The organism is Brevibacterium sp. FAM 27836, from assembly GCF_051351055.1.
Lineage (GTDB): Bacteria > Actinomycetota > Actinomycetes > Actinomycetales > Brevibacteriaceae > Brevibacterium.
In genome coordinates this window covers 1248392-1265632 of sequence record NZ_CP195711.1, presented here as the reverse complement: position 1 = coordinate 1265632, position 17241 = coordinate 1248392, and the positions used below count along the sequence as shown (strand labels likewise).

Genomic DNA, 17241 nt, shown 5'->3' with positions numbered 1-17241 from the left:
CCGGCCCCGCTCTGGAGCAGGGCGTTAGCCCTCGCTGTCTTTCGCGAACCGCGCAAAGTACGTCAGCGCCTCAAGCGAATCCACAGCATCGAGATTCGCCACGCGATCCAACGCATGCCCCTGGATGAGCCGTTTGACCGGCACCTCGAGCTTCTTATTCGTGCGCGTGTGGGGGATCGTGGGCACGGCGATTCGGGGTACTTCAGGCCGTACCTCATCCTCGCCTGACCGGGAATAACGGTGGGACTACTGTGCCGCCGTCTCGGTCGGCACCACCATGACCGGCCCCCGCGCGCGATTGAGCAGCTCGCGGCTGACCGAGCCGAGCAGTGTGCTTTTCATCGTGCCACGGCCGCGAGTGCCGACCACCGTCAGCTGTGCAGCACGGGTCTTCGCTTCGAGAAGATCGCTCGGGGCGCCGAGTTCGACGTCGGCAGTGATCTCGAGGCACGAATGACTTTGACGCAGCCAGGCGATCTCCTTCGCCACCGATGCCCGCAGATTGCTCTGGCGGCGCTCAGTGATGGTCTCGAACTCCTCGAGTTCCGGGTACCAGTACTTCCACTCCCTCAGCAGCGGCATCGCTGTCATGACCTGCAGCGGAGCCGCGAAGAGCTCCGCCTGCCGTGCTGCGAGGAGCAGCACAATGCGACTGCGCTCGGACAGGTCGATTCCAGCGACCACCGGTCCGGTGCCTCGAGCGTGGGCGAAGAGTTCCGGGCCCTGCCCGGCTTCCGGCTGATAGTCCTTCGGGACGACCACAGTGGGGCACTGCGACCGGGCGGGAAGCGCCGCGGCGACCGAACCGAGGAGCTGGCCGATGAAGCCGCCGCGACCGTGGGAACCGACTACGACCGTCTGCGCACGACCACTGAGTTCGGTGAGAACTCCGGTCGGGCTGCCTTCTGCCGATGAGAACGTGACCTTTCCCGGGTAGTCGCGCAGATACTTTCGGGCGTCATCGAGGACCGTTTCGGCACGAGCCCGTTCGGCGCGGGCCTCAGGCGTGACCAGAATTTCCGGCTCACCGGTGTACATCATCGGAGGAAGCCGATAGACGGCCACGACCGTGAGAGCCGTGTTGCTGCTCAGCGCATTGACTGCGGCGAAATGCAGCGCGCACCTGGCATGGGCCGAGCCGTCGACGCCGACCAGGACACCGAGGTCGCGGTCGGAGGAAGCGAAAGGAACTCGATCGTTCATGACCAGAACTTAAGGTTGTGATCGGGGAGGAACGATCATCACCGGGCCCTGAGCCCTGTTGAGCACACCGCGAGAGACGGAACCGAGCAGCGCGCTTCGCACCGCACCGCGGCCTCTGCTGCCGACCACGGTCAGCTGCGCTGTCGCGGTTCGGTCAGTGATGGCGTCGATCACCTGGCCGCTTTCGACATCGATGGAGATCTCCAGATTCGGGTGATCTTCGAAAAGCCACGAGTGGTCGGCTCTGATCGTCTTCTCGAGATCGCTCCTGCGCCTCAGGCTCGTTTCGTTCTGGAGCTGAACGTCGGGGTACCAGTACAGCCATTCCTCCGCCAGCGGCATGATCATGAGGATGCTGAGAGAAGCGGATGTCTCCTCTGCCACCTGCGCTGCCTGCGTGAGGACCTCGGCGCTCGGCGCCGAACCATCGATCGCGGCGACGATCGGACCGCCCGGCTTCTGCTCGACGAATTTCTCGTTCTTCGCGTCTGCCTCCGTCGAGTCGGTTCCGGGGATCACGATCGTGGGGCAGTGGGCGTGAGCAGGAAGCGCCGCGGCAACCGAACCGAGAAGCTGCCCGATGAAGCCACCACGTCCGCGAGCCCCGACAACGACCAGTCGGGCTTGCTTGGAGAGGTCGGCGAGGACGCCGGTGGGGTTGCCCTCGGCGACGGCGAGGATGAGGTCGCCTGCGTAGTCGTCAAGATACTTCTCGGCCACATCGAGTGTGGCTTCGGCGTTCTTGCGTCGTGCGCGATCCTCCGGCTCTGAGGGCAGAGAGGCCATATTGGGGTAGATCGGGACCGGGACCGCATAGGCGGTGACGACGGTCAGGGTCGTTTTCCGGCGAAGCGCTTCGCTCGCGCCGAACTGCAGAGCCGATCTGGCGTGGTCAGAGCCGTCGAATCCGACCAGAACTCCAAGATCGCGGGTGCGCATATCGGCGGCTGTTACGTCCTCGTACATCATGAACCTCCTGCCGGGGTTGCTCAGATCCCGAGCGACGGCGATAACCCCGGAGCGAAAGCACCGTCGTCCGGCTCCAGCATACCAAGTATTTCTACATTATGTAGAAAAGACGGCATCGACCGTCTTATTGCGCGGCCGCGTTCGGGACGATCAGCACGGGCGACTTCGCCTGGTTGAGCACACTCCGGCTGACCGACCCCAGAAGCAGGCTGGCAACCCCTCCTCGACCGCGGGTGCCCAGTACGACGAGTGCTGCTGTGCGTGTTGCTTCAATCAGTGTGGCCGCTGCCGAGCCCTCTGCCAGCTCGAGGCGTACTGCCAGTCCTTCGTGATGCTCCTTGACGGCGCTCACCAACTCTTCGAGATGGTGTGCGTATGCACGATCAGTCGGAGCAGAGTCCTCGGCACCAGCGCCACGCGAGGCTCCCGCATCAGCGGGGACGGCTGATACGAAAGCGAGCCGACGGCCGCTCAATTCTGCAGCATGTGCGGCAACCTCTGCGACCGGAAGAGCAGACGAACCCATGTCGACTCCAGCGACGACTTCGTCTTCGAAACTCAACCGATTGTGCTGGCCCTCCGAGGCGGATCCACCAAGGTTCTCCCGTGCTGGCACATCGTCGGCGAGGTCTGAGTCCTGGAATGGCACCACCAGTACGGGGCAATGCGAACGCGCAACGAATGCACCCGACACTGTGCCCAGCAGTCGGCTCGCCAGCCGGTTGCGGCCGCGTTTGCCGACGACTGCCAAACGCGAGTAGCGGCTGGCTTCGGCGAGGACTTCTCCCGCGTCTCCCTCGATGGCTTGGGCGGATGCCTCGACGCCTGCGCTCCGTGCCTGTGCGGCAAATTCTTCGAGCAGTTCCTGCGTCGAATTCCCGATGCTGCGGTGGTGATCGTCGGAGATCGTCGGGGCGTGCCGGCGTGGGATCACCGGGACACTGTAGGCACCGACGACCCGGATCGAACAGTTGTGCTCCTGTGCGATGGTGACGGCAGTCGTGAACGCTTGGCGGCTGTTGTCCGATCCGTCCACTCCGATCAAAATATCCGCCGGTGGGAGGGTGAAGAGAGCAGTCATAGCCTCACCGTACGCGAAATGCCCGGTTCCGGAGAGAGGCACCTCGCCGAGGCAGCTCCCCCGGCCAACCCGGCACTCAGCCCGGGCCCGCCCTCGACTCGGTTGCGTCAGGACTCAGTCGGCGGAGTCGCTGTCCTTCGCGAACCGCACAAAGTACGTCAGCGCCTCGAACGAATCCACAGCATCCGGGTTCGCCACCTTCTCCAACGCATGCCCCTGGACGAGCCGCTTGACCGGCACCTCAAGCTTCTTACCCGTGCGGGTGTGGGGGATCGCGGGGACCGCGATGATGTCATCGGGCACATGCCGGGGCGACGCCTTGGACCGCAGATCCTGAGCGATCCGCGACCGCAGCGCGTCGTCAAGAACAACGCCCGAAGCCAGGACGACGAAAAGCGGCATCCAATACCCGCCGTCCGGCTGCTCGACTCCGATGACGAGAGATTCGGCCACCTCGGTGATGTCATCGACGACGTCGTAGATGTCGGCGCTGCCCAGGCGCACGCCGCGACGGTTGAGGGTGGCGTCCGAGCGTCCGGAGATGATGACGCTGCCGCGTTCGGTGATCGTGATCCAATCGCCGTGGCGCCATACTCCAGGAAACATCGAGAAGTACGAGTCGTAGTAGCGCTGCCCGTCCGGGTCGTTCCAGAACTTCACCGGCATCGACGGCATCGGGGCGGTGATGACCATTTCCCCGACCTCACCGATGAGTGGGCTGCCGTCATCGTCCCAGGACTCCAGCGCCACTCCGAGGATCGGTGCGGACAGTTCGCCCGCCCACACTTCGAGGTTCGGGGCCGGACCGGCGAAGCCGCTGACGACGTCCGTGCCCCCGCTCACGGAGCCCAGCTGCACGCGCTCGCCGACGGCATCGCGGACCCAGGGGAAGCAGTGGGCCGGCACCGGTGCACCGGTGGCGCCGATCGTCCGGAGCGCCGAGAGGTTCAGTTCTTCGCCGGGTTTCAGATCGGCCTTTAACCCAGCAAGAAGAATTCCTGGACTCAGCCCGAGGACATTTGCCTGTGTGTCAGAGGCGATCTCCCACAGCCGTCGTGGTCCCGGATACAGGGGGCTCCCATCATAGAGGACCGTCGTCGCGCCGGTCAGCAGTGCGGAGGTCGCCAGATTCCACATCACCCAGTTCGTGTTCGTGTACCAGAACAGACGGTCACCCGGCCGCAGGTCCAGCTGCAGCCCCATCAGTCGGAGATGATCGAGGACGACTCCGCCATGGCTGTGCACGATCCCCTTTGGAATTCCTGTGGTGCCCGAGGAGTAGAGCACCCACAGCGGAGTATCGAACTCGACTCGGACGAAGTCGAGCGCAGTATCATCGCAGGCGATGTCGTCCCAGGCGACGAGCTCAGTCAACGGATGCTGTCCGTCCAACGCGCCAGCACCGAGGTTGTCGATCCCGACGACTGCCCGCAGCGACGGGATCCGTGTCGCCAAGTTCACAACCTGGTCACGGCGGTCGAAGGCCGTGCCGTTCCAGAGATAGCCGTCGGCGGCGAAGAGGACCTTCGGTTCGAGTTGACCGAGTTTCGCCGCGGCTCCTTCGGCGGCATAGTCCTGGGCGCAGGCCGACCAGATGGCACCGATGGAGGCGGAGGCGAGGAAGGCGATGAGTGTGTGGTGGGTGTTCGGCAGGTAGCCGACGACGCGGTCGCCCTGTCCGACTCCTTGGCTTCGCAGCCATGCGGCGACGGAGCCGACTTGGCGGTGCAGCTCACGCCATGTGATTTCGGTCCGGTTGCCGTCTTCGGTGATGGTGATGATTGCCGGTTCGTCGGCGAGGTCGTCGTCGAGTGCGGCGCGCAGGGCGTGTTCGGCGTAGTTGAGGCGGGTGCCGGGGAACCAGGTGGCGCCGGGCATAGAACTGTCGGCGAGGACTTCGGTATAAGGTTCGTCAGAGATGACGTCGAAGAAGTCCCAGACCGCACCCCAGAACCCGTCGAGGTCGTCCACCGACCAGCGCCACAGATCGTCGTAGTTGACCATGTCCTGCCCCGAGCGCTGGTTTGCGAATTCGGTGAAGTCAAGGATCTGCGGGCGCGGGGTCTGGTCGGGACTCGGACGCCAGATCGGTTCAGCGGTCAATTTTTCTCCTCAGTTCAGCGCGTCGGTGGGTCAAAGGGGACGGAAGATTCGGACACAGGAACGAGCTGGACTCGCTCTGAATACGAGGTTGTTTGCCGAAGCTATTCCCGCCTTCGCGTATTTCAGGGGCCCCGCCGCTTGCGCGGCCGGAGCTTGGGGCGACAGGTTTCAGCCGATCGCGGCGAGCGCCAGCAGGTAGGCACTGACTACGCCGATCATAATAAGTACCGGCGGCACCGTGTAGCCGACGACTTCACCGAATTTCATCTTGAAGTTCGCCAGATAAGGCAGGGCGAAGAAAGGAATGAGCAGATTGAACACGGCGTCGCCCATCTGGTAAGCCTGCATCACGAGGCTGAGGTCTGCGTGCAAGTCGAGAGTGGTGGGCACGATATAGGGAGCCTCGATGACGAATTTGGAACCGCCCGAGGGCACCGCGATATTGAGGATTCCCGAGTAGATGAACGCGATGAACGGCCAGGTCGTCGCCGAGGAGATCGCTGTGAAAGCCTGGGAGATGACCACCCCGAGGCCCGTGGCGCTGATGAGACCGAAGATTCCTGCGTAGAACGGAAACTGCAGGATGAACCCCCAAGTGCCGGCGATGCCTTCCCTGACCAGACCTGCGTAGTACTCAGGACCTTGGTTGGCACAGAGCAGGATCCCCAGGGAAAGGAATAGGAAATTGTACGCATTGAGATCGAGGCCGGCGACCCCGGTTGCCGCGATGTTGAGCACGCTGTAGACAAGCCCTACTCCGCCGATGACCACCATGACGATTCGACTCGCATTAGCCTTCTGAGCTGGAGTCGAACGTTCGACGACCGTCGCCGAGGCTCCGGACTCGATCTCGTCGAAGACCGATTCATCGACCTGTTTCATCTTCGCCGGGTCCTTGGGGTGCATGAGCAGCATGAAGACGATCCCGACGATCATGCACACGAGAAGCAGAAGGCCGAAGTCGAGTCGGACGACCGTGTCGGTCAGCGGTACCGTCACCGGAGTCGCCTCGAGGTGGGTCTGCGGAACCAGATCTCGCAGGTAGTCGGGAGTGGCGGCATAGAGTACGGCTGCGCCTGACATACCGGCCGCTCCGGGGACCATGCACATGAATAGTGTTGCAACGAGGACCGGCGCGTGAATTCTGATGTCGCGCTTCTTCGCCTCGGCGAGGAGTTCTTTGCCCAGAACGATTCCGCCCATCATCCCCAGGCCCCAGTGGACGAAACCAAGGAGTGCCCCCACGACACCGGCGAGGATGATCACCTGCGACCGAGTCTTGGGCAGGCGTGCCACCCGTGTGAGCAGACGTTTGGCAGGGGGAGAGGTTGCGACGGCATTGCCCGTCGCCAGCAGCACAGTCATCTGCATGGTGAATTCGAGAAGGTTCCAGAACGAATCGGTCCACGACGAGATGATGGTGACGGTGTCGGAATCTGACGACCACAGAGGGGTTCCGGTGAGGAAGAAGGCCAAAGCGCCGACGATGAGCGTGAGAGCCAGGCAGATGACGAACGAGTCTGGCATCCAGCGAATGAACCAGGCGAGGTATCTGTCGAGGAATCGGGGCTTGTTGTCGAATCTCGTCATTGAGGTCATTTCGGTATTTCTCCTTGCTGACGGTGAAGCGGGTCAGATACGGGGTGAGTCCGAGGACATGGTGTGCTCGTAGCGAAGCACTTTCTTGTTGATCTTGCCGACCGCCGTGGTCGGAAGAACATCTGTGAAATGTACGTACTTCGGTCGCTTATAGCTTGCGAGTACGGCCCGTGAAGCTGCGATGACATCATCCTCGGTCGCGTCCTCGTTGGCAGGGACGACGTAGGCGGTGACGGCTTCACCCCAATCCGGGTGGGGAATGCCGACGACGGCGACGTCTCGGACCTCCTCAAGTGTCGACAGGGCCTGTTCGACCTCGCTGGCATAGACATTCAGCCCGCCGGTGATGATCATGTCCTTCTTACGATCGACGAGGTAAAGGTAGCCATCCGGATCCAGATATCCGAGGTCGCCGGTGTGCAGCCAGCCCTCGCGCAGCGTCTCGTCCGTGGCCTCAGGTCTGTTCCAGTACCGGTCCATGACGTAGGGGGCGGCCGCGATGACCTCACCGACCTCATTCGGCTCACAGTCCGTGCCGTCCTCGTGAACTATGCGCATCGAGGCCATGAGCGCACTCTGTCCGCAGCTGCGCAGCCGATGCGGGAACCGATCGACATCGTGGTCGTGGCGCCGCAGTCGGGTCAGGAAGTTGGGAGCTTCTGTCTGACCATACAGCTGCATGAATACTGGACCGAACATGGTCAGTCCCTGCCGCAGTCGTTCTTCTGAGATGGGGGAGGCACCATAGAGGATTGTTCTCAGAGACCGAGAATTGAAGTCGCCGCGCTCTGCGACGGCATCAAGGAGCCTGTTGATCATGGTCGGCACCAAGAAGAGGTAGGTGACTCCAGCAGACTCGACCTTTTCCAGAGTGGTGGCGAGGTCGAACTGCGACATGACCTCGACGATCGCCCCCTGGAGCAGAGCAGTCATCGCGAGGACACCGGCGCTGTGGGGCAGCGGAGAGGACAGGAGCAGATGGTCATCGGCGGTGATCTCGGTTTCGATGACGTGGGCGAGCATATTTGCGACGACTCCCCGCTGGAGGTGGACCACACCCTTCGGTCGCCCCGTGGTACCGCCGGTGTACATGATGAGCGAAAGATCGTCCGCTGTGGTCGCAGTTGTCAGTCGATCGGAGGGCCCGTGATCAATGTCGGAAGGTGCGGCCTCAACCTTCTTATCGTCGGTGGCTTCGAGCACGATGGCCTCCGGCCCGCTTCCGTCCTGAGACGATGTCGCCTCCCGGAGATGAGCCGGGGTGGTGAGCACGACTTCCGCTCCAGAGTCGGCGAGAATGAACTCGACCTCGGCTTCCGAGAGCATCAGATTGATCGGCACCTTAGCTGCGCCGACGGCAATGATCGCCAGGTCGGCGATGAGATATTCAGCGCTGTTGGGAAGCAGGATCGCAACAGGATCTGATGGTCTGATGCCGCGATCGATGAGCGCATCGGCGACAACAAGTGCTGCCTCGTGAAGTTCTCTGTAGGTCCATGTTCTGCCGTCCGCGATGACGGCGCTGCGGTTTCCGTGCTTCCGAATGGCAGGGAGAACTAGGTCGCGAGTGGTAGCGAGCGGCATTGTTCGAATCCTCTTCCTCTTCGCTGAGTCGTGAGTGATGTTGATCACGCACTCCGGCAGTCTTCCGGATCCGAGCGATTGGGGCTATGTGAGGATCTGACAGTTTCCGGCCATGGCGCTGTCAGCGTCTGACACTCAGCAATTTCTGCTCCGTAAGCGTTCTGAGGACCGCGACCATGCGAATCGCTGTCTCCGCGCGGTAACGGCCGTCCGCCTGGTCGAACTTGAGGTCGAGAAGCTCTTCGATCCGGGCGATGCGATTGCGCACAGTGTTGTAGTGCAAGTGCAGCTCACTCGCGGTGTCCCCGAGGTGACGATCGTTGGCCAGATAAGTCCGCACGGTGCGCATGAAGTCGGTACCGCGACGCTGATCATGGTCGATGATCGGGCCGAAAGTGTCGTTGACCATCGCAGCGAGCTGCTCCTGGGGCATGCTCGCCAGGCCCTGCAAACCGAGCTTGCGGGCACTGAATATCCCTTTGTCCGCGGCACGGGGGTCCGAGATGCCGATGGCGCAGGCCGCAGCCGCTTCATCGTAAGAAACTGAGATCTCGTGCGGGCGGCGCGAGCGACGGCCGACGCCAGCGACAAATCTCGGTCCTCCGTGTTCTGCACCATCGGTCCCGGGGCGTCTGTGTCGTTCCTCCTCGCGAATAAGCAGCTCCTTAAACTGCCTGATCAGATACTCTTCCGGGCGATGGTCCTCGACCACAATGACGAGAGAGGAATCACGGTGGTCGATGAGCAGCTGAGGGAAAGTCGTACGCAAGTCGGTATGGAATCGGGCGGACAGGCGATTGGAGGCAGCGAGCGATTCGACGACGATCACCCGCGCGCTGTCGGCTAGATGCGGGCGGCCGATGAGGGAGAGACGCCGGCGGAGGTGTTCGCTGTCGTTGAACCTCCCTGTGAGCAGGCTTTCGAGAAGCTCGCCACGCAGCTCCTCCCTCGCCTCGGCTCTTTCGCCCAGTCTGAGCAACTGCAGGCGGAGGGCACCGATTGCCAGGCTGATCGGTGTGTCTGCGGGGGAGGGATCCATATCTATTTGGTGGATGCGAAGCGACAGGTCACTCCGATTCCCGAGCTCACAGGTAAGTCGTGTTCCGGCACAGCCGATTTCATCTGGGCCGGCCGTATGAAGCGTGCGTCCGCGACCATCGTTGATCTGGATGTTGGCGTTGAGGAAGACAGCAGCGACCTCGAGAGCGGAGTCGATCTCTCCCGTATTGGTCAGCGCCCCGATGAATTCCGATGACGATTGCAGAGCGGATTCCGCGCCGATTGCCTTCCTCTGCAGGCTGCGCACGGTTCGTTCCGCCTCACGGAGCAGAGTCAGCTGATGCAGTCGCATCGATAGCCGGCGGGCTGTAGTTTCAAGATGGTCGACATCTCGGGGAGTCCACTCTCGCAACTCTCGGTGTGCTGCATAGATGACTCCTGTCGGCTGACCGGCGGCCGTGAGCGGAGTGACCAGGACCGTAGCGATCCTCTCGTTGTCGATGAGTCGTTTCGCCGGCACGCGACGAGAATCGTGGAGGTAGTTGCTGCTCCTCTGCGTTCGGGCCAGGGAGACTGCCCGACCGCCGATTCCGTCGCCGACAGCAAGACGCCAGACGGTCGACATCTCCGGAGTCGTCAACCCATGATGGGCACCCATATGAAGCTGATCGTCTGCTTCGACCAGGCCAGTCCACGAGATGTCACAGCACAGTGCTTCGCTGACATAGCCGACCGCGCTCTGCATTGCCTGCGCCAGGGTGTTCGCAGCCAGCAGTGATGAGAGGAATCGTTCCCATGCAGCAGTCATTTACACCCGATCGTCTGTGAACCACCCCTGATCTACCTATCCTAAACAAGACTCAGACAGGAACGGGCCACCGAGAAGCGTCAAAAGTTCACGCGGATGGGTTTCTGCTGATACCGCGCCGTGATCTGCGCGAGGATGCGTCTGGCCCAGGAGTTTGCCGAGGCGTCCCGACTGCATCCGTCGAGCCGACCCGGCCATGGTCGCTACTTTGACTTAGTCTTCCGCCCCCTCCGCGAACCGCACAAAGTACGTCAGCGCTTCGAACGAATCCACGGCATCGGGATTCGCCACCTTCTCGAGGGCATGCCCCTGGATGAGCCGTTTGACCGGCACCTCGAGCTTCTTGCCCGTGCGGGTGTGGGGGATCGCGGGCACGGCGATGATGTCATCGGGCACATGCCGCGGCGAGGCCTTCTCTCGCAGATCTCCAGCGATCCGCGACCGCAGCGCATCATCAAGAACAACGCCGGAAGCCAGCACGACGAACAGCGGCATCCAGTATCCGCCGCCCGGCTGTTCGGCACCGATGACCAGGGATTCGGCCACCTCGGGGATGCCGTCGACGATGTCGTAGATGTCGGCGCTGCCCAGGCGGACACCGTGCCGGTTGAGGGTGGCGTCCGAGCGTCCGGAGATGATGACGCTGCCGCGTTCGGTGATCGTGATCCAGTCGCCGTGGCGCCATACTCCGGGGAACATCGAGAAGTAGGTGTCGCGGTAGCGCTGCCCGTCGGGGTCATTCCAGAACTTCACCGGCATCGACGGCATCGGGGCGGTGATGACCATCTCCCCGACCTCGCCGGTGAGCGGGTTGCCGTCATCGTCCCAGGACTCCAGGGCCACTCCCAGCAGCGGGGCGGACAGCTCGCCCTCCCATACCTCGAGGTTCGGCGCGGACCCGGCGAATCCGCTGACCACGTCCGTGCCTCCGCTCGTCGAGGCCAGCTGCACGCGCTCGCCGACGGCGTCGCGGACCCAGGGGAAGCAGTGGGCGGGAACAGGAGCACCGGTGGCGCCGATGGTCCGCAGTGAGCTCAGGTCCAGTTCCTTACCGGGTTCGAGTCCGGCTTTCATCCCGGCGAGGAAGATCCCCGGGCTGACCCCGAGGACATTGACGTGCGTGTCCGCTGCGATCTCCCACAGCCGGCCCGGTCCGGGGTAGAGGGGGCTGCCGTCGAAGCAGACGGTGGTGATGCCCGCCAACAGTGCTGAGGCGACGAGGTTCCACATCATCCAGTTTGTGTTCGTGTACCAGAAGAACCGGTCACCCGGTCGCAGGTCGAGGTGGAGACCGAACAGGCGGAGGTGGTCGATGACGACCCCTCCGTGGCTGTGCACGATCCCCTTGGGAATGCCCGTGGTCCCGGAGGAGTAGAGCACCCACAGCGGGGTATCGAAATCGACGCGGACGAACTCCGGCGGAGTATCGCCGGAGGAGATCTCGTCCCAGTCGGCAAGGTTCGTGACCTCGTTGTCCTCATCGATGGCACCCACACCGAGGTTGCCGACCCCGACGACTGCCCGCAGCGACGGGATCCGTGTCGCCAAGTCCGCAACCTGGTCACGGCGGTCGAAGGCCGTGCCGTTCCAGAGGTAGCCGTCGGCGGCGAAGAGGGCCTTCGGTTCGAGTTGGCCGAGTTTCGCCGCGGCTCCCTCTGCGGCATAGTCCTGGGCGCAGGCCGACCAGATGGCACCGAGCGAGGCGGAGGCGAGGAAGGCGATGAGGGTGTGGTGGGTGTTCGGGAGGTAGCCGACGACTCGGTCGCCCTGACCGACTCCCTGGTCGCGCAGCCATGCGGCGACGGAGCCGACCTGGCGGCGCAGCTCACGCCACGTGATTTCGGTTCGGTTGCTGTCTTCGGTGACGGTGATGATTGCCGGTTCGTCGGCGAGGTCGTCGTCGAGTGCGGCGCGCAGTGCGTGCTCGGCGTAGTTGAGCCGGGTGCCGGGGAACCAGGTGGCGCCTGGCATAGAACTGTCGGCGAGGACTTCGGTATAAGGTTCGTCGGAGATGACGTCGAAGAAGTCCCAGACCGCACCCCAGAAGCCGTCGAGGTCATCCACCGACCAACGCCACAGATCGTCGTAGCTGACCATGTCCTGCCCAGAACGCTGGTTCGCGAATTCGGTGAAATCAAGGATCTGCGGGCGCGGGGACTGGTCGGGGTTCGCACGCCAGATCGGTTCAGCGGTCAATTCTTCTCCTCGTTTCAGCACGTCGGCGGGCGGCAGCGGATGGGGCCTCATCAGCAGGAACGAGGCTCACTCATTCTGCAGTGGAGACGTTGAGTCCACCTTACGCCCGCCGGATTTCGCTGGCGGTGCAGACTCAGCCCCACACACCCCGCGTATCGTGGACGATCTTCTGGACGAGCAAGGTCCGGTCGAGCCGTGTGAACTCGGTGTGGTCGACGAGCAGGAGAACGATGTCTGCGGCGTGTACGGCCTCATTGACCTCGGTGAGAGTGACGTTGTCGCGCTCATTGAGCTCGTCGGGCAGGCGGTCGATGTTCGGTTCGACGGCCATGATGTTGGCCTGGGGGAGTGCGTCGGCGAGGCGATTGACGATCTGCCGGGCCGGACTCTCGCGCAGGTCGTCGATGTTCGGTTTGAACGCCAGCCCGAGGGCTGCGATCCGCACATCCTGAATGCGTCGAGCCTGGGGGAGGAGCTTGTCGAGGACATACCCGGGCTTGGCATCGTTGACCTCACGCGCGGTCCTGATCAGCGAGGACCGCTCGGGTGCGGTGGCAACGATGAACCATGGGTCGACGGCGATGCAGTGGCCGCCGACTCCGGGGCCAGGTTGCAGGATGTTCACGCGAGGGTGATGGTTGGCAAGCTTGATGAGCTCCCACACGTTGATGTCGAGGCCTTCGGAAATCATTGACAGCTCGTTGGCAAAGGCGATGTTGACGTCGCGGTAGGCGTTCTCGGTCAGCTTCGCCATTTCTGCGGTGCGCGCATCAGTCATGAGGAACTGCCCTTCGCAGAACAGCTCGTAGAGGTCGCGGGCGCGCTCCCCGGCCTCACCGTTGAGCGTGCCGATGATGCGGTCGTTCGTGCGCAGCTCGATCATGATCCGACCGGGCAGAACCCTCTCCGGGCAGTGAGCGAAGTAGACCGTCTGGGCGCTGCCGGGCTTGAGCGTCAGATCAGGGCGTGCCTTGATGACCGTCTCGGCGAGGAACTCCGTGGCCCCGGGAGGCGAGGTCGATTCGAGAATGATGAGCTCATTGCCCTCGAGCAGCGGAGCGATCTGCTTGCCGGCTGTTTCGATGTACGACAGGTCCGGCTTATGACCGTCCTTGAACGGGGTGGGCACCGCGACGATGTAATTGTCGGCATGCGGGGTCTCGGTCGTCGCACGCAAATATCCCTGAGAGACGACACCGGCGACCGTCGTTGCCATATCGGGTTCGACGAACGGCACGTTGCCGGCGTTGATCGTGGTCACGGCATCGGCATTGACGTCGACTCCGACCACCTCCGCTCCAGAACTGGCCAGGACGGCTGCGGTCGGCAGTCCGATATAGCCGAGGCCGATGACGGCGACCGATGGGCGTGGGGTGGCGTTGATGGGCGGCATGCGTAGGGTTCTCCAAACTCCTGCTGAACAGATTCCGATGTTACCCGAGTGCCGGCCAGGACAACTGCGCATGAGCAGTGGGTGACCAGGCATACCATTGGTTTAAGCCCCAATCATCACTGCGAGAGCCCTGACCGCCGAGGCGGCCAGCCGGTTCTCCCGATCAGGAGTTCGTCCGTGACCCCCACAGTCCTCACCGTTTTCGGCACGCGTCCGGAAGCCATCAAGGTGGCCCCGCTCATTCGTGCCATCGAATCCAGTGGGACGCTCGCCTCCCGCACCCTGGTCACGGCCCAGCACCGGGAGATGCTCGATCAGGTCAACGATCTCTTCGGCATCGCGCCCGATGTCGATCTCAACATCATGTCCGCGGGACAGACGCTCAACGGCATCGCCTCCCGGGTGATCGGCGAACTCGATTCCGTCCTTGCCGATCAGGCACCCGACGCCGTGCTCGTCCAGGGGGATACCACCACGGTCATGGGGGCCGCGATCGCCGCCTTCAACCGCGGCATCCCCGTCATCCACCTCGAGGCGGGGCTGCGCTCGGGTGATATCGCCAGTCCCTTCCCCGAGGAAGCCAACCGCAAGCTGACGACCCAGGTCGCCGCCCTCCACCTCGCCCCGACCTCACGCTCGCGAGACAATCTGCTCGCTGAAGGCATCAGCCCCTCCGACGTGGCCGTCACCGGCAACACCGTCATCGATGCCCTTCACCTCGCCGTTGCCATGAAGGTGACGCCGGTCGACCCCACGGTCGCTGACTATGTGGCCACCGACCGGCCGAAGCTGTTGGTCACCACCCACAGGCGGGAGAACCTGGGTTCGGCGATGGAGAATATCGGCGACGCGCTGGCAGAACTCGCTGCCGCCCGCCCGGACCTCCTCATCCTCCTCCCGGCCCATCGCAACCCACTCGTCCGCGAAGCCGTCCTGCCCAGAGTCGAGTCACTTGAGAACGTACTGGTCACCGAACCGTTGTCCTACGGCGAATTCACCACGGTCATGGCCGCCTCCGATGTGATCCTCACGGACTCCGGAGGAATCCAGGAAGAGGCACCGAGCCTCGGCAAGCCGGTGCTCGTCATGCGTGAGAACACCGAACGCCCCGAGGCGGTCACCGCCGGTTCCGTTGCACTCGTCGGTACCGACCGGAAGACCATCGTCGCCGAGGTGTCCCGACTCTTCGACGATGCTCGAGGTTACGAATCCATGGCCCGAGCGATCAACCCCTACGGTGACGGTCGAGCGGCACAGAGATCTCTCGCCGCTATAGAGGAGCTGCTCGGAGTCGGTGAACGCATCGACGAGTTCGCCCCAGTGCGCTCGCCTTGGCGCAGCGCTCAGAAGCAGTAGTGGCGCGGAGCGAAACCGAAGGCGTGGACGTCGCCGTTGGCCAGCAGATGGCTATCCTCGACGGTCCAGGTGTGGGCATGGTCGCCTCTCACCTGGACGAAGTTGAACCGATCGGCTGAATAGATCCGCGCACCCGCAGTGACGAGACGCTGCTGCAGTTCGGTGTCCTCGCCGAGCGTGCGTTCGGCGAAGGGATTCTCGAGCAGCGTCGAGCGTCGCGTCATCAGCGTCGGCCCCATGACGAGGTCGGTGAAGCGGTGCTCCCGTTCGGGGAAGCGGCAGATGACGATATCGGAACCGCGCATGTGGAGGTAATGCGCCTGTTTGCCGACGAGATCGGCATCCGAGTACCGCAGCGCGGCGAGCTGGTCGCCGAGGTAGTGGGCACCGTAGATGTCATCGTCATCCATTTTCGCGATGACGTCGCCCGAGGCCGCTTCGACGCCCCGATTGAGGCACGTTCCGAGGGGCTCGTCGGCGCTGACCTCGACGATCTCCAGGCGGTCGATCCCGAGGTTCGCAGCACGTGTTCGCAGATCGGCAGGAGCAGAGAATCCGTGGGCGACGAGGACGAGTTCCTTGTCCGCGTGCAGTTGGGCGGCATGAGTGGTGAGCACCTCGCCGAGGTGGCCAGGCCGATTCGTCGAGACCACCGCCGATACCGAGGTGGGAAACGGCTGGGCATGGTCGATCCCGAGGGAATCCATCACCGTCATCGCCCGATGGGTGTAGGTGTGCTCGGCCCAGATCCGCCGCTGCGCCAGGTGGACGCTGCGGTCGCGCAGTTCAGGACTGCGCACATAGGCACGCAGAGTCCATTCGGCGTCCTCTTTCGTCTCCGGCTGAGGCACCTCGTCGGTGGGGAAGAACTCGCGGGTCGCCGCGCTCGGAGTGGTGACCACGGGCGTGCCGGCGGCGCTGATCTCGAAGATCCTCCGAGCGCACATGCTCGGAGAGTCGGTGACGGAATTGACGTTGAGGAAGACCTTATAGTGCTTGTACGCGGTGAGCAGGTTGCGATAAGGCAGTGAACCGACCACCCGCTGTGCCAGCGAGCCGGGGAACTGGTAGCGCTCGTCGTTGCCGAGGAAGCGGGAGAAGATCTCCAAGCCGTGCCACATACGACCGGATACAGCGTCGGCGGCTCCGAGCAGCAGATCCATCTGCTCCCTGCGCTCTGGGTACTTGTGCGCGAAGTACATACCGGCGAAGGCGATGTCGCGAGCCGCGACGTTGCGGGCCGGCCGGGATGGATTGTGGATCGCCGGCTGCGCCGCGAACGGCAGCACTGCGACACGCTCATGGCCCAGCCGGGACCGATACTCGGGCACCAGCCTGACATCACTGGTGAAGACGAAGTCGCAGAGTCTGGCCAGCGGCAGGAAATCCTCGAAGTGAGGCGGATCCTCCTTATTCCAGAAGACCGTCGGAATGCCCAGGCGGCGGCACTCGGCGAGGAGGTCGGTGACTTCGGGACTCGGACCGGACGGGCCCGTGAGCTTGAACTTCCATGCTCCGTCGTTGCCGTTCCACGCCGACTCGATGAAGACGAAGTCGAGGCCGTCGAGCTCGCTTGACCACTTCGTGGACGAGAGCGGGTGCAGTGACCACTCGAACCCGAAGCTCTCGGCCGAGAACTCATCGAGGATGACTCCGACGCGGAGGTCGGGGAACACCGGAGACCTCTGCGGCAGAGGGAATGCGGGAAACAGCTCGGCGAGCACCTCGGCGGAAAGGCTTCCGGTCGCGACTTCGGACGATGCCTCGGCCGCTCCCTGAGTGATCGACCGTCGGCGTCTCCACATCGACAACTGGGACACCCCGCCTTTGCGCAGATGCCACAGGGCGGTTCTCAGAGTGCGAAGCGGTGTTCGGGGCACGGTGTGAGTCCTCTCAGCGGCGGCCAGGGAGCGCGGAACGGGAAGCAGATCAAATCAAGAGTCCTTGTTC

The 17241-nt window shown here is 63.3% G+C and carries 12 protein-coding genes; 1 reads left to right on the top strand and 11 read right to left on the bottom strand.

The genetic code is table 11. From position 1 onward, the window contains the following. Positions 1-24: 24 nt before the first annotated feature. From ACSE4D_RS05805 to wecC, 10 genes are all read right to left on the bottom strand, one after another. On the bottom strand, positions 25-186 hold the full coding sequence (locus ACSE4D_RS05805) for a hypothetical protein (RefSeq protein ID WP_436326762.1): 162 nt from the start codon (positions 184-186) through the stop codon (positions 25-27). A gap of 60 nt (positions 187-246) precedes the next feature. Then, the gene (locus ACSE4D_RS05800) at positions 247-1203 is read right to left on the bottom strand and encodes a universal stress protein (protein WP_436326761.1); all 957 of its coding nucleotides are present in this window, start codon (positions 1201-1203) and stop codon (positions 247-249) included. 9 nt (positions 1204-1212) lie between these two features. Beyond that, complete coding sequence (locus ACSE4D_RS05795) at positions 1213-2172, bottom strand: universal stress protein (protein WP_436326760.1); 960 nt, start codon at positions 2170-2172, stop codon at positions 1213-1215. Between the two features lie 124 nt (positions 2173-2296). After that, complete coding sequence (locus tag ACSE4D_RS05790) at positions 2297-3253, bottom strand: universal stress protein (RefSeq protein WP_436326759.1); 957 nt, start codon at positions 3251-3253, stop codon at positions 2297-2299. Positions 3254-3367: 114 nt separating this feature from the next. After that, positions 3368-5356, bottom strand: coding sequence for an acetoacetate--CoA ligase (locus tag ACSE4D_RS05785; RefSeq protein WP_425119651.1), 1989 nt, complete (start codon positions 5354-5356; stop codon positions 3368-3370). A gap of 168 nt (positions 5357-5524) precedes the next feature. Further along, positions 5525-6955, bottom strand: coding sequence for a TIGR00366 family protein (locus ACSE4D_RS05780; RefSeq protein WP_425119649.1), 1431 nt, complete (start codon positions 6953-6955; stop codon positions 5525-5527). A gap of 33 nt (positions 6956-6988) precedes the next feature. After that, positions 6989-8539, bottom strand: a complete 1551-nt coding sequence (locus tag ACSE4D_RS05775; RefSeq protein ID WP_425119648.1) for a class I adenylate-forming enzyme family protein — start codon at positions 8537-8539, stop codon at positions 6989-6991. A gap of 121 nt (positions 8540-8660) precedes the next feature. Continuing rightward, entirely contained in the window at positions 8661-10346 is a 1686-nt protein-coding gene (locus tag ACSE4D_RS05770; protein WP_436326758.1) for a helix-turn-helix domain-containing protein, read from the bottom strand. Positions 10347-10559: 213 nt separating this feature from the next. Next, positions 10560-12542 (bottom strand): acetoacetate--CoA ligase, encoded by a 1983-nt coding sequence (locus ACSE4D_RS05765; protein WP_436326757.1) that lies wholly within the window; start codon positions 12540-12542, stop codon positions 10560-10562. Between the two features lie 133 nt (positions 12543-12675). Then, the gene (gene wecC / locus ACSE4D_RS05760) at positions 12676-13935 is read right to left on the bottom strand and encodes a UDP-N-acetyl-D-mannosamine dehydrogenase (RefSeq protein ID WP_436326756.1); all 1260 of its coding nucleotides are present in this window, start codon (positions 13933-13935) and stop codon (positions 12676-12678) included. Positions 13936-14112: 177 nt separating this feature from the next. Between wecC and wecB the strand changes: the two genes are divergently transcribed. Next, complete coding sequence (wecB, locus tag ACSE4D_RS05755; RefSeq protein ID WP_436326755.1) at positions 14113-15291, top strand: non-hydrolyzing UDP-N-acetylglucosamine 2-epimerase; 1179 nt, start codon at positions 14113-14115, stop codon at positions 15289-15291. Here the strand turns inward: wecB and ACSE4D_RS05750 are convergent. Beyond that, the gene (locus ACSE4D_RS05750; protein WP_436326754.1) at positions 15279-17171 is read right to left on the bottom strand and encodes a glycosyltransferase family protein; all 1893 of its coding nucleotides are present in this window, start codon (positions 17169-17171) and stop codon (positions 15279-15281) included. The genes wecB and ACSE4D_RS05750 overlap by 13 nt on opposite strands. Positions 17172-17241: the final 70 nt, after the last annotated feature.

Bases quoted from the DNA above. Each gene is read 5' to 3' on its own strand.
- ACSE4D_RS05800 (WP_436326761.1), bottom strand. From the start codon at position 1,203: ATGAACGATCGAGTTCCTTTCGCTTCCTCCGACCGCGACCTCGGTGTC.
- ACSE4D_RS05795 (WP_436326760.1), bottom strand. From the start codon at position 2,172: ATGATGTACGAGGACGTAACAGCCGCCGATATGCGCACCCGCGATCTT.
- ACSE4D_RS05790 (WP_436326759.1), bottom strand. From the start codon at position 3,253: ATGACTGCTCTCTTCACCCTCCCACCGGCGGATATTTTGATCGGAGTG.
- ACSE4D_RS05780 (WP_425119649.1), bottom strand. From the start codon at position 6,955: ATGACCTCAATGACGAGATTCGACAACAAGCCCCGATTCCTCGACAGA.
- ACSE4D_RS05775 (WP_425119648.1), bottom strand. From the start codon at position 8,539: ATGCCGCTCGCTACCACTCGCGACCTAGTTCTCCCTGCCATTCGGAAG.
- ACSE4D_RS05770 (WP_436326758.1), bottom strand. From the start codon at position 10,346: ATGACTGCTGCATGGGAACGATTCCTCTCATCACTGCTGGCTGCGAAC.
- wecC (WP_436326756.1), bottom strand. From the start codon at position 13,935: ATGCCGCCCATCAACGCCACCCCACGCCCATCGGTCGCCGTCATCGGC.